Here is a 20493-nt window from a genome sequence, read left to right as displayed (position 1 = left end):
GTGGTGAGTTTACCGTTCGTGGAAGCCTTCCGCCCCACGAGGCTCACCGTACTGCGCGACTACTATGTCCACGTGGCCCGGTCGTTGCGTTGAGGAGGGCTGTTCTTCCAGTAGTCGCTTCAGCGTATCGACGTCCCCTTCGTCGCCTTCCGCGACTACTTCAACGCGGCCGTCGACAAGATTCTTCGCATACCCCTGTAGGCCGAGCTCCAAGGCCCGGCAGCGGGTCCACCAGCGGAACCCGACGCCTTGAACGTGCCCGTGCACAAACGCGGTCATACGAATGGCGGCCATCGGCTACTTCAAACCGCCCTGCTCGTTGTCTTCACCTACGGCGCGGGCCTCGGAAGCCGTGATGCGGTCCTCCAGGCTGCGGCGCGTGACCGGGTCGGAGCCGTCCCAGAACTCTACGTTCTTGACCTCAGGCATCATGTCGCGGTGGAACACCGGGTCGATGCCCTGGACGCGCTGCTCGTTGTAGTTCTTGAGCAGCTTGATGGCGACACCCGCAAGCGGGACGATCGCGATGATGTTGATGATGGCCATCGTGCCCGCCATCGTGTCGCCAAGCGACCACACCAGCGGAATCGAGCCGAACGCTCCGAAGAACACAAAGACGATGACACCGCAGCGGAAAATGTTCAGCACCGTCTTCGAGTCCGAGAGGTACTCAATATTCGCCTGCGCAAGGTAGTAGTTACCGATCACTGACGAGAACGCCAGGAAGAAGAGAATGAACGTGATGAAGTGCGTGCCCCACGCACCCACCGTTGCCGCCAAGGCGGACTGCGTCAACGATGCACCCTGTACATCATCCAAGCCGTAGTTGATCTCAGGGCCGAGCAGCACGACGAACGCCGTAATCGAGCACACAACGAGGGTGTCGAAGTACACGCCGAGCGTCTGCACCAGTCCCTGCTTCACCGGGTGCGATACCGTCGCAGTAGCCGCTGCGTTCGGAGCGGACCCCTGGCCGGCCTCGTTCGAGAACAGACCACGGCGCATACCCCAGACAAACGCCATACCCAGCGTCGCACCACCAACCTGCTTCAGCCCCAGGGCGTGGCCGACGATCAGCGCGATCATCCCTGGAACTTCCTGAATGTTCAGAATGACTACCAGCAGGCCAACCAGGATGTAGGCGACCGCCATGAAAGGAACGACGACCTGCGTGAAGTTCGCGATACGGGTCACACCGCCGAAGATGATGGCAGAAGTCAGGGCAGCAAGGATCACTGCCACAATCAGCTTCAGCGTCATCGAGTCGGAGCCAACAGAACCGCCGACGGCCTCAACGATGGAGTTCGTCTGAATTGCGTTGTACACAAAGCCATAGGTGAACGAGAGCGCAACAGCGAAGATCACGGCGAGCGGGCGCCACCCGAGTCCGCGCGTCATGTAGTAGGCGGGACCACCGTGGTAGTTGCCGCTTTCGTCTTTCGTCTTCCACAGCTGTGCCAGCGTGGACTCGACGAACGCGGTAGCGCCACCCACGATGGCGATCATCCACATCCAGAACACTGCGCCAGGCCCGCCAACCGAGATCGCGAGAGCGACACCAGCGATGTTGCCCGTGCCCACGCGGGAAGCAGCGGAAATGGTAAACGCCTTGAACGCAGAAATACCGCCGTATTCTTCGTCCAAATCGCGCCCGTCGCGGTCTTTGCCCTTCGGGGTCTCAGTGACCGCCTTGAACATTTCCGGAAGCAGTCGGACCTGTACGAACAAGGTACGTAGCCCGAAGTAGACACCCGCAGCAAGCAGGAGCCACGGGACAATGTCCCAGATGATGCCGTTGAGAGTTCCGTCAATGAACTCGGTTGCTTTTTCCATGCGGAGAATCCTAGTCGCAATGACAGGATTATTCGCGATTTTGCTCAGGATCCTGGCATGTTGGGCAGTAATAACTCGACCGCTGGTTCACGACCGTCTTCACAATGGCGTCCCCGCAGCGGGCGCAAGGTTCACCCGCGCGCCCGTAGGCATTCAGCGAGCGGGCAAAATACCCCGAGGCACCATTGACGTTCACGTACAAGGAGTCGAAGCTCGTTCCGCCTTGGGCGAGTGCACGCTCCATGACGTCACGTGATGCGTCGAGAAGCTCGACCGCACTCTCCTGAGCGAGTGTATCTGCCCGTTGCCACGGCGCGACTCGCGCGGCCCACATTGCCTCGTCAGCGTAGATGGAGCCAATACCGCTCACCACGGCTTGATTGAGCAGCACCGTTTTGACGGCCGATCGCTTTTTACGCATCAACGCCGCAGTTTCGTCAACATCGAAACCCGCCTCGAAGGGATCCATCGCGATGTGGCTCGCGAGTTCAGGGATACCGTCGACGAGCTGGCAGTATTGCCACGAGCCGAACGTGCGCTGATCCACGAAGACCAGTTCCACGTCGCCCATCCTGGCGCGAATCCGCGCGTGTGGACTGTCCACGCTGCCCGGCGCGCCGACCAGCATCTGTCCGCTCATTCTAAGGTGCACCAGGAGGCAGGCTCCGTCGGACAGCGTCAGCCAGAGGTACTTGCCACGGCGTCCGGTGCCCGTGACGCGGAGCCCGGGAAGAGTTGTTGCCAAATCGACGGTGTTATCCCTGACCGCCCTGGGGTGTGCGACCTCGATGCTGTCGAATGTCCTGCCAACAATGTGCTCGTTCAGGCCACGACGCACGACCTCAACTTCCGGCAGTTCGGGCATCAGCTACGCCTTGTCTTGGGTCTGCTGCTCAAGAACGAGCGCTTCCGGGTGCTTCTGAAGGAACGCCACTGCTTCCCTGGCTGCTTCTTGCTCGGCGAGCTTCTTATTCCGCGCTACCCCGCGCCCACGGTTCTTCCCAAGGATCATGGCGTAGGACGTGAATTCGAGGTCGTGCTCGGGGCCTTCAGACGTCGTTTCGTACTCGACCATTGGAATGCCACGTTCCGCGAGGCGTTCCTGCAGCACAGTCTTCCAGTCTTGCCTGTGGCCGTGTGCCGTCGCGTTGTGGAGCTTCTCGTGGAAGAGCTTAAGAATTACGTCGCGGGCTGCTTCGAATCCGTGCTGCCGATAGATCGCGCCAAAGAGCGCCTCCGTCGTATCGGCGAGGATGGACTCTTTGTCCCTGCCACCGGTATGCAACTCGCCTTTTCCAAGCAGCACGTACTTACCAAGCTCGATGCCACGGGCGACATCCGCCAACCCGTAGCGTGACACAATTGAGGCCCGCATCGGGGAGAGCACCGACTCGGAGCTCGAAGGGTAGATCTCGAAGAGCTTCGTGGCTACGGTCAGACCGAGCACTGCGTCTCCGAGAAACTCAAGCCGCTCGTTATTTGGCAGGTAGTCGTGCTCGTTGGCAAAGGAGCGATGTGTCAAGGCGAGTCGCAACAGTTCGTCGTCCAGATCCACACCCAGCCACTCGAGCAGAGGCGCATGGTCTACTTCGGAGAACGCGCTGTTCCACGCTTCTTCGCCGCTGACGCGATTCTTCTTTGAACGCCGGCTCATAGGAACTTCTCCAATCCAGCCCAGCGCGGATCCACCGCGTCGGTTGCTTCGCCGCTGATGCCGTCTGGTGCCGGAACGTCGCTGTCTTCGGGGCATGCAGGCTGGCAGGTCGGGTTAAACGGCAGTGTGAGGCCAGCTTCGTCGACGAAGGCCTGCTCGAGATCAACCGTTTCTTCCACGATGCGCATGATCTCATCCCCGGATCCTGCGTCTTCCTCTACTTCTTCATCACCCTGGATGAAGTCGTCGCCGTTAGAAAACACCTGGGAGACACGCAGCGTTTCCGTCGGCTGCAGGGTGCGCAGGCAGCGTACGCACTGCCCTTCCAGTACCGCGGTCACGGTGGCGTCGACCATCACGCCAGAACCGAGCGGGGTCACGGTAGCGTCGACGGCCACCTCCTGGCCTTCCGGAATTGCTATCATCTCCGGCCCGATGCGGGAAGGAGCTGGGCCCACGTTGTGGACAACTACCGGCATGCCGTCGCCGTGCAGAGCGTCAGCTACTTGAATAATGAAAGGATTTTTAGCCATAGCAACCCAAACTCTACATCGGTTTTCTTCCGGAAGTGCTACCTGGTTTTCTCTTGTGCGTTCCTAATGCTCGCCGTAGTCGTAACGCTCCGCGCGTTGGCTGCCGCCTGAGACGCCGGCGCCACGCCGGAGCGCAGAACGGTCCTTAGATACTGTGCGAAGCACTGCGGAAAGTGACTCCTCAAACTCCGCAAGCTTGGAATCCACAAACTCGTCGCACTCCCCGCGCAGACGCGAGGACTCCGCGTGCGCCTGCTCGACCAGGCGGTGCGCCTCCTCGTCTGCGCGACGCATGACCTCTGCCTCGGAAACAAGGTGTTCCTGCTGCGCCAAGCCCTCATCAATTGAGCGCTGGTATTCTTTCTGACCGTTTTCAACCAGGCGCTGAGCTTCTTCCTGTGCTCGCGCCACGGTGGCTTCCGCGTCTTCGCGTGCGCGGCTGACCATATCGCGGGAGTCCTCTTCAGCGTTGGTCACCAGCATGGTCGCGTGGGACTGGGCGTCGTCAATCATTTCTTGAGACTGCTCGTTTGCCTCATCCATAATGTGCTTCGCGTCTGCATTGGCTTGAGCCACCAAATCGTCCGCGCGTTCCTGTGCACCATGCAAGATAGCGTCCTGCCGGTCGAGGACATCTTGAGCGTCGTCCATCTCATTCGGGATTGCGTCACGAATATCGTCTAACAGCGCAAGCACTTCGTTGCGCGGCACGAGGCAAGAGCTTGATATTGGCACGCCGTAGGCCTGCTCGACGATTTGGACGAGTTCATCAAGTGCTTCAAAAACGCGATACATGTCGGTCATCGTACCCGAGAACCACTGCGCTGAGTGTGCAACACAACGGAAGGTATGCACTACACTTTGCCCTCATGGATGAAGCATTGCGTACCCCAACCACAGTCACCATCGCCCCAGACGCATTCAAAGGCACGGCGTCGGCTGAGCAGGCCGCAACGTGGATCGGAGAAGGCGTCCGCGAGATATTAAAGGACGCAACCATCAAACTCGCCCCAATGGCCGACGGCGGCGAAGGCACCTCCGAACTGTTCAAGGGCGAGCGCATCACCCTGCCCACCACGGACGCCGCGGGGCGCCTCACGGAGGCTACCTACACCTATGATGCCGCTTCAACCACAGCGTTTATCGACGTCGCTGCCGCCTCTGGGCTACCCGCCGTCGCAGATTCACCAGTTCCGTTGACCGGCGATACCTACGGCACCGGAGTGCTCATCGCCGACGCACAAACCCGTGGCGCAACACGGATCATGCTCGGCTTGGGCGGCTCGGCAACCACCGATGGTGGCACCGGCATCCTCGTAGCCCTTGGCGCCAACCCCGTCGACGCTGAGGGCTATCAACTCAAGCCTGGCGGCGGCGACCTCGAGCGCCTCGCGGACCTTGATACCGCAAAGGTCAACATTCCCGCAGGCGCGCTCGACTGGGTACTACTCACCGATGTGGATTCGCCCGCTACGGGACCGGAAGGCTCCGCCGCTGTATTTGGACCTCAGAAGGGCGCTTCCGTAGAAGACGTGGCCAAGCTCGACCGCGGGCTGGCCAGGCTGTGCGAAGTAGCAGGTCTCGACCCCACTACCCCGGCCTTCGGGGCTGCGGGCGGAATCGCGATCGGCATCACCTGGTTATCAACGCTCCTGCACGGCGATGCCAGCCACGTCTCCATCTCCCCCGGTGCGCCCGTCATCGCGAACGCCAGCGGGCTCGCAGATCTTATCGCACAGTCCGGACTCGTCATCACCGGCGAGGGCCGCTATGACGCCCAAACCGCCGCTGGCAAGGTTGCCAGCACAGTAAGCGACCTTGCCGCTGATGCGGGTGCTGTCTGCGTAATTGTGGCGGGTAGCTTCGACGCCGAACCCGCTGGTGAAGCAATCGCAGTCCCCCTTGAAAACATCGCTGACACCAGTGAGCAACTCCGCCGCGCAGGCCGCGAGGCGGCGATTCGCTACCTGAACACCTCGACGGTCCAGGGGTAAAGCGCAGGCGTCTCAAACTGGTCTTGCTGCTCCAACGCGACGGGGTCTGATGGAAGCTGCGCTCGCGGGGTCAGAATCCGCGACAGGCCCATCGCCAGGCTGTTCAGACTCCTCGCGCCTTCAACTTCGATGTCGTAGCGCTGGAGGGCGGCACCCTCTTCTTCAGCCGAGACCTGCCTGTCCTGCACGTATGTTGCTTCCAGTTCCTCGGTGACCTCGCTAGGCAACGCTACATGCGGGGTGTACACAACATTTCCGGCAGTGAGTTTTTCGCGCCGCACCAAAATATCGATTGCGCGCTGGTACGCCTCCGCCAACTTTTCTGCCGACGCATCGGGGGCCAGCACATGGAACTGAATGATCGCCATGCCGAACAGGCTAATACACCGGGGAGTAACGTAGCAGGTATGACTTTTCCAGTGCACTCGTATCGTGACGCCCTGACGACCATGGCTGACGGCACGATCAAGCAAGTCAACCCATTTTCCGGCACCGAGGTTTGGACGGTCCCAGGCAGAGGAAACCGGCCCCTTTCCCACCCCTCAGGAACCCCGCACCCGCTCAGCGATTCCGACTTTCACGAGCACTGCAACTTCTGTGACGCCCACCAGCTTCGCACCCCACCAGAGAAGTCACGCATGGTTCGCACCCGGGATGGTTGGGAGATCGTCCGCAACGCGATGCCCGAAGAGCTCGACGCCACCACCGCCGAGTTCCGCCGTGTACCGAACCTCTTCGAGATAGTCTCCTACGACTACTGGGCAAAGAACTACGGCTACAGCATGCCCCAGTCCCAGCAGGAACACATGGACCGCTACCTCGCGGACCCCGCCGGCAAGGCCCACGTCCTCGACATCGTTCGCACCCGCCTCAAGGCCTCCGGGGAGAATCCCGACCGCGACGAGGCGTCACTTTTGGAGATCGCGCCCGCGTATTTCGGCGGCGGCCACGACGTCATTATTGCTCGACGCCATTTCGTCGACGGTGCCACCGACGACACACAGCTAGCAAGCTCCGGAACACTCACCGAAGACGAGCACGGGGCCTTCTTCAAGTTCACAGTTGATTCCCTCCACGACCTCGTCGTAAAGAATCCCTACTCCCCGTACGTCGTGGTCTTCCAAAACTGGCTTGCGCCTGCTGGCGCCTCCTTCGACCACCTGCACAAGCAGCTCGTCACCGTCGACGCGCGTGGCGTGCAGGCCGAGATGGAGATTGCAAAGCTGCGCCAGAACATCAACATGTATAACGAATGGGGAGTGAACTACGCGTTCTACCACAACCTGGTGATCGCGGAGAACGACTTCGCAATCGCCATCGCAGGCATCGGGCACCGCTACCCCACCGTCTCCATCTATTCCAAGTCCGCAACCTGCGCACCATGGGAGCAGTCGGAGCAGGAAGTGCGCGGTCTGTCGGACCTCGTACACGCGATCCACGCAGCGATGGGACCCGAGGTCGCGTGCAACGAGGAGTGGCACTACCGGCCTGTGGATCTGGACCTTCCGATGCCATGGAGGGTGAACATTAAGTGGCGTATTTCTACACTCGCCGGGTTCGAAGGCGGCACTAAAATTTACGTCAATACGCTTTCCCCGTTTGATGTTCGTGACAAAATGGTGGACAAACTCTACCGACTCCGCGATGCCGGGAATGTGACAAAGTCGCTGCGTATTGCCACAGAATGTGCCCCGTCACGCAACTCTCTCCTCTACAACCCAGTCCTTTAGACCAAAGTTGTTTATACCTTCCTCCCAAAAGACTGGTATTACTTAATGTGATGGTAGTTAAGCAAGCACGTGCGGAGTGACGCACAGAGGGACGTACATGATCAACATCAACGATATTCTCAACAGTTACGTCGTTGACGAATCGTGGCAGCGTGCATTCTACGAATTCATGCACACCACGCCCGAGCTATCGATGCAAGAAGAGGAGACGCACCAACGGCTCCTCGCCGAACTTACCCAGTTCGACTGCGAAGTAATTGCACCGATTGGGGGCTACGGAATCTGTGCGGTCTTCCGCAACGGTGACGGGCCAACTGTACTGTTCCGTGCCGACTTCGATGGGCTCCCAGTTACGGAATCTACCGAAGTTCCATACGCTTCAAAGAAAAAGGTGCGTCTTGAGGACGGCACGAGCGTCGGCACTATGCATGCTTGTGGCCATGACATGCACACCACGGCACTTCTCAGTATGTGCAGTTTTATGGACAACACCCGCCACGCCTGGCGTGGGACGTTCATTGCGCTGTTTCAGCCAGGAGAAGAGCCGGGGGTAGGGGCAGAAGCGATGGTCAATGACGGACTTCTGGAACGCATCCCGCGTCCTGACGTCTGCTTTGGCCAGCATGTAATGCCCGGACCTGCGGGAACCGTGATGTCAAAAGCGGGTCCCCAGTTCGCGGCATGTGACTCCATCAGGATTACGATCCCGGGGCGAAGTGCGCACGGCTCTATGCCACACAACGCCATAGACCCAACGTTTACGGCAGCGATGATCATTGCCCGCCTGCAAGGTCTCGTGGGCCGGGAAGTCGATCCTTCTGACTTCGCAGTCGTCACCGTTGCCAGTTTGCACGCTGGAACGACGAACAACATTATCCCCGACTCCGCGGAACTCGTATTCAACTGTCGCTTTTATCAAAACAAGACAAAAGAGCAGATGTACGCCTCCATCGAGCGGGTTGTTCGCGCAGAGGTGCAAGCATCGGGTGCCACCGAAGCGCCTACGTTCGAGTACTTCGCTCACGGAGAACTTATGAGCAATGACGCCGAGGTGTACGCAAAGGTCCGCCAGTCTTTCGACGAGGTTTTCAAGCATGAGTCTGCTGAAGCCGACCGAAAGACAGTGTCTGAGGACTTCCCAGTCATTCCCCTGGCGTTTGACGTGCCGTACTTCTACTGGCTTATCGGGTGCACCCCAAAGGCGCAGTGGGACGCGGCCGTCACGGCAAACAGGGTCGCGGAAGACATTCCTGTCAACCACATGCCGACCTTCTTGCCGGACTACGCCCCAACGGTGAAGGCAGCTACCAACGCCGGACTCACGGCGGTTCTGACGTATCTTGCTCAGCCGTAACGCCGTTACGCTTGAGCTTGACGCATTCCAATTCGATACATCAAGAGATCTGAGGTTTTTATGAAGAACACTGTAGGAACATCGGTACCGGCACTGCAGGACACTGTCGCCGGCCATGTTCGTGGTTTCTCTGGACGCAGCCCGCAGGCATCCACCAATAACAAGTTTTGGACTGGCCTCTCGGCCGCCGTTGTGGAGCAGATTGCCGACAAGTGGGATGCAACCCAAAAGGCCTACTCGGCTACTCGTCAGCAGGCGTACTTCTCCGCAGAGTTCCTGCAAGGCCGCGCACTGCTGAACAACCTCACGAACCTGGGCATGGTGGAAGAGGCTGAGGCTGCAGCAGCAGAGCTCGGCCACAACCTGACCGATGTCCTCGAGGCAGAGCACGACGCCGCGCTGGGCAACGGTGGCCTTGGCCGCCTCGCAGCGTGCTTCCTGGACTCCGCAGTGACGCAGGACTACCCGGTCACCGGCTATGGCCTGCTCTACCGCTACGGCCTGTTCCGCCAGGAGTTCGTCGATGGCTTCCAGAAGGAGCACCCAGATTCCTGGAAGGAATCGTTCTACCCGTTCGTTGTTGAGCGCACCTCCCAGCAGCGCATCGTGAAGTTCGACGACATGACGGTTCGAGCAGTACCGTTCGACATGCCGATTACCGGCTACGGCACCGATAACGTTGGTACCCTTCGTCTGTGGGACGCATCCCCAATCCACGAGTTCGACTACGATGCGTTCAACTCGCAGCGTTTCTCCGACGCCATCCTGGAGCGCGAGGCTGTCCACGACATCACCCGCGTGCTCTACCCGAACGACACCACGTACGCAGGCAAGGTACTGCGCGTCCGCCAGCAGTACTTCTTCGTTTCCGCTTCGCTGCAGGAGATGATTGACAACTACATCGAGCACCACGGCGAGGATCTGAGCAAGTTCCACGAGCACAACTCAGTGCAGCTCAACGACACCCACCCGGTGCTGGCGGTTCCGGAACTCATGCGCCTGCTCATGGACGAGCACGGTCTTGGTTGGGAAGAGGCGTGGAACGTCACCACCCAGACCTTCGCGTACACGAACCACACCGTGCTCCAGGAGGCTCTGGAGACTTGGGACGAGTCCATCTTCAAGCAGCTGTTCTGGCGTATCTGGGAAATTGTCCTGGAGATTGACCGCCGCTACCGCCTCGACATGGAGTCCCGTGGCATTGGCCCGGAGGACGCACACCACTACTCCCCAGTCCACGACGGCAAGGTGCACATGGCGTGGATCGCCTGCTACGCTTCGTACTCCGTGAACGGCGTGGCTGCGCTGCACACCGAGATCCTGAAGCGCGACACGCTCAACTACTGGTACTCCATGTATCCAGAGCGCTTCAACAACAAGACCAACGGCGTCACCCCACGTCGCTGGCTGCGTATGTGCAACCCGCGTCTCGCATCCCTGCTCGACCGCCTGTCTGGTTCTGATGAGTGGACCACGGACCTGTCCAAGCTGAAGGAGCTGCGCAAGTACGCTGATGATCCTGCAGTGCTCAAGGAACTGCGGGAGATCAAGGCTGCTAACAAGCAAGACTTCGCTCGCTGGATCGAGCAGCGTCAGGGTTCGGTCCTCGACCCGGACTCCGTCTACGATACGCAGATCAAGCGTCTGCACGAGTACAAGCGTCAGCTGATGAACGCGCTGTACATCATCGACTTGTACTTCCGCATCAAGGAAGACGGCGAGACCGACGTACCGAAGCGCACCTTTATCTTCGGCGCGAAGGCTGCACCTGGTTACACGATGGCAAAGGGGATCATCAAGCTCATCAACGCCATCGGCGAGCTGGTGAACAACGACCCAGTCGTTTCGAAGTACCTGCATGTGGTCTTCGTGGAGAACTACAACGTCTCCCCTGCTGAGCACATCATCCCGGCAACGGATGTTTCCGAGCAGATCTCGACGGCCGGCAAGGAGGCGTCGGGCACCTCGAACATGAAGTTCATGATGAACGGTGCGCTGACCTTGGGCACGATGGACGGCGCAAACGTGGAAATCGTTGACGCTGTCGGTGAAGAGAACGCCTACATCTTCGGCGCTCTCGAGGAGGATCTGCCTGAGCTGCAGCGCTCCTACGACCCGAAGGCTACCGCCGAGCAGACCCCAGGCCTGCACCGTGTGCTCAACGCACTGGTCGACGGCACCCTGGACGACTGCGGCACCGGCGCGTTCCACAACATCCGCGCTTCCTTGCTCGAGGGCTTCGGCTTCGACGAAGCCGACGTCTACTACGTGCTGGGCGACTTCGCGGACTACCGCGCGACCCGCGACCGCATGGCCAAGGAGTACTACGAGGACCCAGATGCATGGGCACGCAAGTGCTGGATCAACATCTGCGAATCCGGTCGCTTCTCCTCTGACCGCACGATCCGCGATTACGCGAACGAGGTCTGGAAGATCGAGCCGACGCCGATTAACTAGCCTGTAGCTCCTACTACAAAAGGCCTGCCGCTGTTGCTTCGCGGCAGGCCTTTTATATGTCCCCATGGATTTAGCGAGCTACAAGCCGAGATGCAAAACACCCCGGAGCAGCTGCCCGGGGTGTTCTCCGATTTGGAACTTAGTCTTGTTCCTCTTCCTTCTTCTTCGACCAGTAAGCCTCCTCGCCCAGCTGGTGGACGTGGACCGTGTTGGTCGAGCCTGCAACTCCTGGAGGGGTACCTGCAACCATCACCATGGTGTCATTCTCCTGGTACTCATCCATCGCCAGCAGGTACTTGTCAACGGTGGCGATCATGTCATCCGTGCTGTGCACCGGCGGGCACAGGAAGGTCTCCACGCCCCAGGTCAGTGCGAGCTGCGAGCGAACCTCCTGCTTCGGAGTAAACACGAGCAGCGGCAGGTCTGGGCGCAGGCGCGCAACGCGTCGAGCGGTATCGCCGGTCGCGGTGAACGCCACGATTGCGCGTGCATGCAGACGGTTTGCCACATCGTTCGCCGAGTAGGAGATCACACCACGGCGGGTACGCGGGATGTGGTTCAGAGGCGGCACCTTGTCCATTGCCTCAGCGGAGCGGACAATGCGGCTCATCGTGCGGACCACGTTGTGCGGGTCAACGCCAACGGAAGTCTCACCGGAGAGCATGACGGCGTCTGCACCATCGAGCACGGCGTTCGCAACGTCGGAAGCCTCTGCACGCGTCGGACGCGAGTTATCAATCATCGAATCCAGCATCTGCGTAGCGACGATGACCGGCTTCGCGTTTTCACGAGCGATCTGGATGACGCGCTTCTGCACACCTGGAACAAGTTCAAGCGGAATCTCAACGCCGAGGTCGCCACGGGCAACCATCACGGCGTCGAATGCCAGGATGATTGACTCCAGGGCGTCGACTGCTTCTGGCTTCTCCAGCTTCGCGATGACTGGGACACGACGGCCAACTTCGTCCATGATCTCATGAACCAGGTCAACATCTGCCGGCGAGCGCACGAAGGACAGCGCGACGACGTCGACACCCATCTTGAGTGCGAACCGCAGGTCCGCCTTGTCCTTCTCGGACAACGCCGGGACGGAGATGTCCATCCCCGGCAGGGAAACACCCTTGTTGTTGGAAACAGGGCCACCTTCGGTCACGCGGCAGACAACGTCGTTGCCGTCGACTTCGACACAGACCAGACCGACCTTGCCGTCGTCGACGAGCAGGCGGTCGCCCGGCTTCGCGTCCTTGGCGAGGTTCTTGTAAGTCGTCGAGACTCGGTCGTGCGTGCCTGGCACGTCATCGACTGTGATGCGGACCGTTTCGCCCGTCTCCCAGACGGTGGCGCCTTCTTCAAAACGCCCAAGACGGATTTTCGGACCCTGAAGGTCGGCGAGGATGCCAACTGCGTGTCCCGTTTCATCGGTGGCTTCGCGGACCCAGCGGTAGTTCTGCTCGTGGTCCGGATAGTCGCCGTGGGAGAAGTTGAGGCGGGCGACATCCATGCCGTCGCGCACAAGTCCGAGGATTGCTTCTTTGCTGGCCACAGCAGGGCCAAGCGTACATACGATCTTTGTTCTTCTATCCACGAGATCCAACCTAGTAGCGATTCAACAATTACCGGTGGTTTCAAGGCCAGATAGTGTGTGAATTCTCCACTGCCGTATCGTGTGGCCTATCTTCCACTTCGGATACCACCCTACCCCGAATCACGATTCGTATCATCATTATCGTTGTGAGCGAGTTCCTTCTCGGCTTCTCTCCCACGTGGCAATAGGAAGAAAATCCCAAGTGAAACAACAAAAAGCAGCCCTGAAACCCACGTGTTCACACGCAACCCCAAAATTAGTGTTGCGGCGTCAGTACGCATCAACTCGATTGCAAATCGGCCCATCGTGTAGCCAGAAACGTATAGCCAAAATACTCTGCCGTGTCCGAGCCTGAAGTGCTTATCTGCCCAAAGCAGGAAAGCAAACACAAGCAGATTCCACACCAACTCGTAGAGGAACGTCGGGTGAACGCTCGCGATGACCTCACCGGTAGAACGCCCTGTCAGCGGAGCGAACGCCCCTTGCTCGTCAACGCGGTAGTAGATATCCAACGCCCACGGTACCGTCGTTTCAGCACCATAGAGTTCCTGATTGAACCAGTTCCCAAGGCGTCCCACGGCCTGGGCCAACACGATGCCTGGCGCCAGCGCATCGGCAACAGGCCCAACAGCAATCTTCTTCCACCGCAGCAGCAACCACACGCTCGCCGCGCCCAGTGCGACTGCGCCCCAGATGCCCAAACCACCCGCAGTAATGTTCAGCGCCTGCAGTGGATCTTTGCCGGGGCCGAAGTATTTATCATGATCCGTCAGCACGTGGTAGAGCCGACCGCCAATGATGCCCATGGGGATAGCGACAATTGCCGCGTCCCAAATCACGTCGGGATCACCACCACGCGCACGATAGCGTCGCGTGCCCACCCACATTGCAAGCAGAATGCCGGTGATGATGCACAGCGCGTACGCCCTCACCGGGAGCCAGCCAATGTGCCACACACCCTGTGGTGGCGAGGGAATGTTTGCCAGAATCGTAGTTTGCACGCCCCCTAGTGTGCCTGATTATCGGCGGGAAGCGCACGCGGGGTGTCGCCCGGCGGTAGCAAGTGAAGGAATAGCCGCTTCGGCATTCGCCAAAATGGCGTCTGCTCCTGCGGCAGCGACGTTAAACAGATCACGCGGAGTCAACACATCCGCCATCATCACCACGCGGATCTTGCTCGGAAGGCCTGCAACAAGCTCACCCAGTGCGAAGTGATCAGTCTCCCCCGATGGACGTTTCGGTGGCACAACAGCCAACACCGATGCACCCGCCCGAAGTGCACGTGCCGCCTCCTCAGCGTCTCCGACTTGTACGAAGGCCGACATGCCAAGCGTCTCCGCTCTATCTAGCAACGCCTCCAGTCGCGGCTGCTCAAGAATATCTGCACGAAGCACAAGCGCATCGGCTCCATAGCAGCGAGCCTCGTGCACTTGGTACGGATCAACAATCGTATCCAAGCTCACCACCGGTATATGCACTGCTGCCCTCGCTGCGTCCATCTCAATGTTCGCGACCTCACGGCCAAACAGCGCACCCGAACACGCGAGCAGCTGCGCCCCCTGCATCTCAAGCTCCACTGCGGCAAGTGCCGCTCGGTGAATCCGTTGCTGCGTAGTCCGGACGCCGTGCTGGTTGTACTGTACCTGGGCAATAATTGCGCATCCGTCTGAGTCAACGGCCGCGTATGCGTCGCGCGCAGATGCAGCTGCCCGCGAGCGATCCTTCACCTCTTGGAACGACACCAAGGACTCACGGCGCGCGACCTGCCGCTGCACTGCAGCGAAGAGATCGCTGTGTACATCCGTGGCACACATACTCGCCTCCCGCGTGACTCCGAGGTGAAAGCCTATTGTTGCAGTTGCCAGCGTAGCCCGCGCGTATTTATTTCATGAAATTTCACGGGGGTATACCGAATATTTATCGGCGTGCCTCATCATCCGTAGGGTCAATTCCGGAGTCCAAGGCGTCCCACATCACGCGCCCAGAGTCCGGCCGAGCTTCGAGATCTTCACCTAGCTTTTCACGGCGCACAGCCTCTGTCTCATACTTGTTGAGCTTCGCGGAATCTACACCGGGCCGCATTACAACCGTGAGCGCTCCAATAAGCCCCAGAAGCGCCCCCAAGATGACCAGGTAAATGCCAGCGCTATGCTGCTGCACCTGTGTGATCTCCGCCCACGCGGCAATCGCCCCGTCACTGGCTGCTCCTCCCTGCTCCCCGCTTCCGGCACTCAGCAGTGTGTGCAAACGCTCCAAGTCAGGCTCGGCTAATAAGGTTCGCAAGCCCGATACGCCGGCGCCCACGGCGCCTAGTGCGGCCACCACACCTACTATTCGACGCCCAACTCGCCGCAGCGCGAATATCGCAATCATTGCAACGATCAGAATGAGCGCCACTGCCGCGATCTCCGTAGACCACATTGAACCATCGACGGTAGTGGTACTGGCTCCAGCGCGGTCGTCGAAAACTTCGACAGTAAACCAGTCCATCCTGGACCCCACCCACGCCAGCGCGCCACCGACGCCCACCAGCAGTGCGCCGACGCGGTTCGCCGTATTCACCTAGATATCCTCCAACAGCAGATCTGCATCGAAGCACGTACGGTCCCCCGTATGACAGGCACCATCCGTCTGGGTCACCTTCACCAGCAAGGTGTCGCCGTCGCAGTCGAGGCGCACCTCGCGGACCTCTTGCACAGCGCCACTGGTGAGCCCTTTTACCCAGTATTCGTTACGGGAGCGAGAGAAGTACGTCCCTCGTCGCGTTTCCAGCGTGTACGCCAGCGCCCGCTCATCCATCCAGGCCATCATGAGGACCTCACCGGTGTCAGCAGCCTGCACCACGGCGGGAACCAGGCCGCGGTCGTTCTTCTTCAGCCGAGCAGCAATTGCAGGATCCAATACGGCATCTTCTGGTCGTAGTTCAGTCATCAGCGAACCTCAAAGCCCTCATTCCGAAGCGCATCCTTTACTTCCGCGATGCTCACTTCGCCGAAGTGGAAGATCGACGCCGCAAGTACGGCGTCTGCGCCCGCTTTTACTGCTGGCGGGAAGTCTGCAGCCTTGCCAGCGCCACCGGAAGCAATCACCGGGATGCTTACCGCTGCTCGAACCTTCTCCAACAGCTCGAGATCGAACCCTTCCTTGGTCCCATCTCCGTCCATCGAGTTCAGCAAGATTTCCCCCACACCCAGGTCTTGTCCAGTGCGAGCCCACTCCACCGCGTCGAGACCAGCCGAACGCGTACCTCCGTGCGTGGTCACTTCAAACCCAGACGGCTGCGGAAGCCCACCATTCGGCACGCGACGCGCGTCGACAGACAAGACAATGCACTGCGCTCCAAACTTCTCGCTGAGCTCACGCAGTAGCTCTGGCCGGTGAATCGCCGCTGTATTCACACTGACTTTGTCCGCGCCAGCACGCAGCAACTCAGAGACGTCTTCGACGCTTCGAACGCCTCCGCCAACGGTCAGCGGGATAAATACCTGCTCTGCGGTCTTACGGACGACCTCAAGCATCGTTCCACGGCCCTCACGCGACGCGGTTACGTCCAAAAAAGTAAGCTCATCAGCGCCTTCCAGACCGTACCGCTGAGCAAGCTCTACGGGATCACCAGCGTCCCGCAGGTTTTCAAAATTTACGCCTTTTACTACCCGCCCGTCGTCCACGTCGAGGCAAGGAATCACACGGATTGCAACAGACAAGGTAATTACCCTCCATACATGTTTTGTGCCACGCTACTCCAGCCCGCAAATACGTTCCGGAAACTACATACTACCGCGAAGCACTCTGCCTATCAGGGCTTTCAAAGCACCGTTGGACCGTCGCGAGCGCAGTCGCATGGGCAGCATTCGTACCAATAACAGCCCCCATCGACGACATCTCCCACGGCTGCCCGTACACGTCAGTCACCGTCGCGCCCGCGCAGCGACCGAACAAGACACCGGCCGCGTTATCCCACACATGCGGGGAGAAACTCACGCTGGCCTGGAACACACCCGACGCCACAAACGCCAAGTCCACGCCCACCGAGCCGGTCATGCGTGGTCGCAGTGAGGTGGCAGCCAATTCACCGACGAAGGCCAAGCGGCCTTCCGCTGGAAACGCAGCGCGATCATCCGAACCAACGGTTGCAACGCCGACCTGAGCGGCCGTCGTCGAAGGATCAACGCCCTGTGGGAGCGCAGGCAATGGGTCGCCGTCAAGCACAACGGGCTCACCCGAGATCGCATGCATGCGGTGCCCCAGCAAAGGCATGTCGGTCACCGCGACGACCGGTTGGCCGTCGATAAGGAGCGCTACCAAGATCGCGCACATCGGGTTGCCACACGAGTAGTTCGAGGTGCCGTCGACAGGATCGAGCACCCAGCACGCCTCAGCGTTGAGGTCCCCGCCGTGTTCCTCCCCGAACACGGGGATACCGGTCGCTTCCGTCAAGCGTTTCCTCAGCAACGTTTCAATGGCGAGATCCGCTTCCGTGGCAAAGTCACCTTCGCCCTTAAAGAGCGCTGGAGCTGCACCGATATGTGTTCGAAACAGCTCGGCGGCTTCATCGACCGCCTCTAACGCAATAGCTCGGTATGCCTGCAGATCCCGCACGCTGTTTACTCGCCCTTCGATACCTTTGCGACGGCCTCCAGCGCCTCACTCAGCGTGAAGCGCTTCTCGTAGAGAGCCTTGCCGATAATGACGGAGTCGATCCCTTCATCGGTATACCGGGCCACTTCTACGACGTCGTCGAGAGTCGCGATTCCGCCCGAGGCAGTAATCTGAGCGTCCGTCGCTGCGGCGACCTCCCGCAACAGTGCAACATTCGGCCCCGCTAGCGTGCCGTCCTTGCTCACGTCGGTCACCACGAAACGGCTGCAACCAGCGGCATCGAACCGCTCCAGAACCTCCCACAGATCACCGCCGTCGGACGTCCAGCCGTTCCCCTTCGTACGCCACTCACCATCAGTTTCACGCACCGCGATATCAATCGCGATCTTGTCGCCGTAGCGCTCAATTGCCTTACAGGTCCACTCCGGATCCTGTAGCGCCGCGGTGCCAATATTGACGCGCTTCGCTCCGGTGGCAAGGGCCCGCTCCAACGTGGCGTCGTCACGAATACCACCCGTGAGCTCGACAGCGATACCCAGCTTCGCAGTGATATCCGCCATCAACTCATGGTTCGAGCCACGCCCAAACGCAGCGTCCAAATCCACGAAGTGCAGCCACTGCGCCCCCTGCTCTTCCCAACGGCGAGCAGCCTCCAGGGGATCCCCGTAGCTCTTCTCCGTCCCGGCTTCCCCCTGGTCCAGCCGCACGGCCTGACCTTCAACAACATCAACAGCAGGCAACAAAGTAAAAGTCATGGTGCTCATCTTATCCAATCTAACTCAGCCAGGTTCGGCGCCCGCTACAGAGTCTTCACCCAGTTTTCCAAGAGATGAAGTCCTGCGTCACCAGACTTCTCAGGGTGAAACTGCGTCGCCCAGAGCGGGCCATTTTCGACGGCAGCCACAAACTTATCTCCACCGTGCTCCGACCAGTGCACAAGTGGCGGCGCAATGAACTCATCCGCTTTCAGCGTCCATTCGCGAACGCCGTACGAATGCACGAAGTAGAAGCGCTCGTCTATATTAATGCCGTCGAACATGCGCGAGCCGCGAACTATGTCGACGGTGTTCCACCCCATGTGTGGAAGCACAGGAGCCTGGAGCTTTTCAACGGTCCCCGGCCACTCTGCTAATCCAGCGGTATCAATGCCATGCTCGACTCCATGCTCAAAAAGGATTTGCATACCAACGCAGATACCCAGCACAGGACGACCACCTGCAAGACGCTGTCCGATGATGCGCCCCCCTTGCATCGCCTGCAACCCACGCATGCATGCATCAAACGCGCCAACCCCCGGCACTAACAGGCCGTCAGCCTCCACCGCGATCGCTGGATCGGCAGTAACGCTGACGCGCGCGCCAACTTGTTCTAGCGCACGCTGAGCGGATCGGATATTTCCTGCCCCGTAGTCGAGCAGCGCAACATGGGGTTGTGGCATGTCGTTAGCAGTCATGAAGACTAATTCTAGCGCCCGTTCCGCCGATAAAGGCGCGGGGGCTGAACATTTTTCAGCCGCACGGACAAGTTATTAACTTCGACGACACGGTGCTTGCCCAGCTGCCTATCCAGCAACGTAATAACTACGCCAATAAGGATCACGGCCGCCGCCAGACCAAACATCGGAGTAAACATCATCATTGTCAGCAACATGCCGTACATCGTCGACCCCAGACCTGTTCCTCCGTCGAATGCAATATTCCAAATCGCAGAGGCCTCAGAGCTCTTCGAACGGGGCAAGCGATAGAACATCAAGGTGAGCGCCTCGTTCTGTACCGCGCCGAATCCAACACCGTAGATCAACGCTGCCAACGCCATCCACCACACCGGCAGATCAAGAAGCAGAATGAGCGCGATGAGAAAGACACCACCTGCAGCAATGAACTGGCACGGAATGAGAATGCTGCCTGGGTATCCCTTGCGGTCCATGACCTGACCCGCTGCGTAGCGCGACAACATAGAAGCGAAGTTCATCACGCCCAGCATCACACCGCCAAGCGCCGCTCCCTTGGCCGGATCGAGATCGCGCATCGCCGCGGGAAGGAAGTTAGTAATTGCGCCATACGCTGAGGTGACGAACATCAAGGCCATGCCCGGAACAAACACAAGCCGCCACATCGGTACGTGCACGTGCGCCACGCTCAACTCATCGCGGTCCGCTTGTGGCACAGCTGGGATGAACATGCATGCCACCAACGAAATGAGGCCTACGCCCGCTGCAATGTAATACACCGCGTTATACCCAATGACGTTGACCAGGGCGAGGCCCGTCGGCAAGCCGACCATCTGAGACAAGCCCACCATGATGCCCAGCGTGCCGGTCGCCCGCCCCAGCAAGCGACGCGGTACCAACTCAGCGACGACGGCTGCCTCCGCTACCGTCAGCGCGCCAAACCCAACACCGCGGATCGCGCTCACAGTCAGCACTGTTCCGGCTTCCATTCCCAACGCGTAGGCGAACGCCGGAACACCCAAGAGCAAAGAAGACAGCCCCATAATCAGGCCAAACCCGAACTTGCGCAGCAGCGCAGGTGTCGCCATCTGTGTAAGCACTGTAGCGAGCATGAACACACCGGTGGTAAGCCCGGCCAGCGTTTCGGTTCCTCCTGCATCGAGCACCGCCGTAGGAATCACCGGCAGCAGCACCGCCCATGCGGCGAACGCTGCCATCACCGCGAGCAGAACGGGCTTCATGCCGCGTGCCTTCCAAACGCTCGAGACCGAGTTGATTTCCTCAACAGTAAGCGGTGTTGGTGG

At 59.7% G+C, this 20493-nt stretch carries 21 protein-coding genes; 4 read left to right on the top strand and 17 right to left on the bottom strand.

Annotated elements, in window-relative coordinates:
- Positions 1-9: 9 nt before the first annotated feature.
- From KBX13_RS00510 to KBX13_RS00485, 6 genes are all read right to left on the bottom strand, one after another.
- A complete protein-coding gene (locus KBX13_RS00510; protein WP_256020259.1) occupies positions 10-294 on the bottom strand; it encodes an acylphosphatase in 285 nt (94 codons plus the stop codon).
- Positions 295-297: 3 nt separating this feature from the next.
- Positions 298-1833, bottom strand: coding sequence for a sodium:alanine symporter family protein (locus KBX13_RS00505; protein ID WP_256005139.1), 1536 nt, complete (start codon positions 1831-1833; stop codon positions 298-300).
- Positions 1834-1861: 28 nt separating this feature from the next.
- The gene (gene mutM, locus KBX13_RS00500; protein WP_256020257.1) at positions 1862-2698 is read right to left on the bottom strand and encodes a bifunctional DNA-formamidopyrimidine glycosylase/DNA-(apurinic or apyrimidinic site) lyase; all 837 of its coding nucleotides are present in this window, start codon (positions 2696-2698) and stop codon (positions 1862-1864) included.
- Positions 2699-2701: 3 nt separating this feature from the next.
- Positions 2702-3487 carry a ribonuclease III gene (gene rnc / locus KBX13_RS00495; RefSeq protein WP_256020255.1) on the bottom strand — a complete coding sequence of 262 codons (786 nt, stop codon included), beginning with the start codon at positions 3485-3487 and terminating at the stop codon, positions 2702-2704.
- Entirely contained in the window at positions 3484-4020 is a 537-nt protein-coding gene (locus KBX13_RS00490; protein ID WP_070362261.1) for a DUF177 domain-containing protein, read from the bottom strand. The genes rnc and KBX13_RS00490 overlap by 4 nt, the downstream gene beginning before the upstream one ends.
- Positions 4021-4083: 63 nt before the next feature.
- Positions 4084-4815: a DivIVA domain-containing protein gene (locus KBX13_RS00485; protein WP_070363481.1), complete on the bottom strand. Its 732-nt coding sequence runs from the start codon at positions 4813-4815 to the stop codon at positions 4084-4086.
- A gap of 74 nt (positions 4816-4889) precedes the next feature.
- Here KBX13_RS00485 and KBX13_RS00480 point away from each other — a divergent pair, with 74 nt between their 5' ends.
- Positions 4890-6014 (top strand): glycerate kinase, encoded by a 1125-nt coding sequence (locus KBX13_RS00480; protein ID WP_256020254.1) that lies wholly within the window; start codon positions 4890-4892, stop codon positions 6012-6014.
- On the opposite strand, the gene KBX13_RS00475 is transcribed toward KBX13_RS00480, so the two are convergent.
- The gene (locus tag KBX13_RS00475) at positions 5984-6382 is read right to left on the bottom strand and encodes a hypothetical protein (protein ID WP_070362260.1); all 399 of its coding nucleotides are present in this window, start codon (positions 6380-6382) and stop codon (positions 5984-5986) included. The genes KBX13_RS00480 and KBX13_RS00475 overlap by 31 nt on opposite strands.
- A gap of 39 nt (positions 6383-6421) precedes the next feature.
- On the opposite strand from KBX13_RS00475, the gene KBX13_RS00470 reads away from it, so the two are divergent.
- The 3 genes from KBX13_RS00470 to KBX13_RS00460 all read left to right on the top strand — a co-directional run bounded on the left by KBX13_RS00470 (position 6422) and on the right by KBX13_RS00460 (position 11555).
- Complete coding sequence (locus tag KBX13_RS00470) at positions 6422-7744, top strand: DUF4921 family protein (protein ID WP_176754849.1); 1323 nt, start codon at positions 6422-6424, stop codon at positions 7742-7744.
- Positions 7745-7841: 97 nt separating this feature from the next.
- Positions 7842-9098, top strand: coding sequence for an amidohydrolase (locus tag KBX13_RS00465; RefSeq protein WP_256020251.1), 1257 nt, complete (start codon positions 7842-7844; stop codon positions 9096-9098).
- Between the two features lie 60 nt (positions 9099-9158).
- Positions 9159-11555, top strand: coding sequence for a glycogen/starch/alpha-glucan phosphorylase (locus KBX13_RS00460; protein WP_256020250.1), 2397 nt, complete (start codon positions 9159-9161; stop codon positions 11553-11555).
- A gap of 139 nt (positions 11556-11694) precedes the next feature.
- On the opposite strand, the gene pyk is transcribed toward KBX13_RS00460, so the two are convergent.
- The 10 genes from pyk to KBX13_RS00410 all read right to left on the bottom strand — a co-directional run bounded on the left by pyk (position 11695) and on the right by KBX13_RS00410 (position 20430).
- The gene (gene pyk, locus KBX13_RS00455) at positions 11695-13140 is read right to left on the bottom strand and encodes a pyruvate kinase (protein WP_070478976.1); all 1446 of its coding nucleotides are present in this window, start codon (positions 13138-13140) and stop codon (positions 11695-11697) included.
- A 110-nt stretch (positions 13141-13250) separates the two neighbouring features.
- Complete coding sequence (lgt, locus tag KBX13_RS00450; RefSeq protein ID WP_256020248.1) at positions 13251-14141, bottom strand: prolipoprotein diacylglyceryl transferase; 891 nt, start codon at positions 14139-14141, stop codon at positions 13251-13253.
- A gap of 18 nt (positions 14142-14159) precedes the next feature.
- Positions 14160-14954, bottom strand: coding sequence for a hypothetical protein (locus tag KBX13_RS00445; protein WP_070362256.1), 795 nt, complete (start codon positions 14952-14954; stop codon positions 14160-14162).
- A gap of 103 nt (positions 14955-15057) precedes the next feature.
- A complete protein-coding gene (locus tag KBX13_RS00440; RefSeq protein ID WP_070362255.1) occupies positions 15058-15702 on the bottom strand; it encodes a TIGR02234 family membrane protein in 645 nt (214 codons plus the stop codon).
- The gene (gene hisI / locus KBX13_RS00435; RefSeq protein WP_256000303.1) at positions 15703-16071 is read right to left on the bottom strand and encodes a phosphoribosyl-AMP cyclohydrolase; all 369 of its coding nucleotides are present in this window, start codon (positions 16069-16071) and stop codon (positions 15703-15705) included.
- A complete protein-coding gene (gene hisF / locus KBX13_RS00430; RefSeq protein WP_070478840.1) occupies positions 16071-16844 on the bottom strand; it encodes an imidazole glycerol phosphate synthase subunit HisF in 774 nt (257 codons plus the stop codon). The genes hisI and hisF overlap by 1 nt, the downstream gene beginning before the upstream one ends.
- Before the next feature lie 70 nt (positions 16845-16914).
- A complete protein-coding gene (locus KBX13_RS00425) occupies positions 16915-17739 on the bottom strand; it encodes an inositol monophosphatase (protein WP_071572489.1) in 825 nt (274 codons plus the stop codon).
- A 5-nt stretch (positions 17740-17744) separates the two neighbouring features.
- Positions 17745-18494, bottom strand: a complete 750-nt coding sequence (priA, locus tag KBX13_RS00420) for a bifunctional 1-(5-phosphoribosyl)-5-((5-phosphoribosylamino)methylideneamino)imidazole-4-carboxamide isomerase/phosphoribosylanthranilate isomerase PriA (RefSeq protein WP_071572488.1) — start codon at positions 18492-18494, stop codon at positions 17745-17747.
- A 44-nt stretch (positions 18495-18538) separates the two neighbouring features.
- Complete coding sequence (hisH, locus tag KBX13_RS00415; protein ID WP_256005147.1) at positions 18539-19192, bottom strand: imidazole glycerol phosphate synthase subunit HisH; 654 nt, start codon at positions 19190-19192, stop codon at positions 18539-18541.
- Between the two features lie 11 nt (positions 19193-19203).
- Entirely contained in the window at positions 19204-20430 is a 1227-nt protein-coding gene (locus tag KBX13_RS00410) for an MFS transporter (protein ID WP_083290931.1), read from the bottom strand.
- Between the last annotated feature and the right edge of the window lie 63 nt (positions 20431-20493).

Origin of the sequence: Corynebacterium sp. CCUG 51687, assembly GCF_024453995.1 — a bacterium.
Taxonomy (GTDB): Bacteria; Actinomycetota; Actinomycetes; order Mycobacteriales; family Mycobacteriaceae; genus Corynebacterium; species Corynebacterium pseudogenitalium.
Note: the sequence above shows the minus strand (reverse complement) of the source record. Positions and strands in the feature narration are given on the sequence as shown.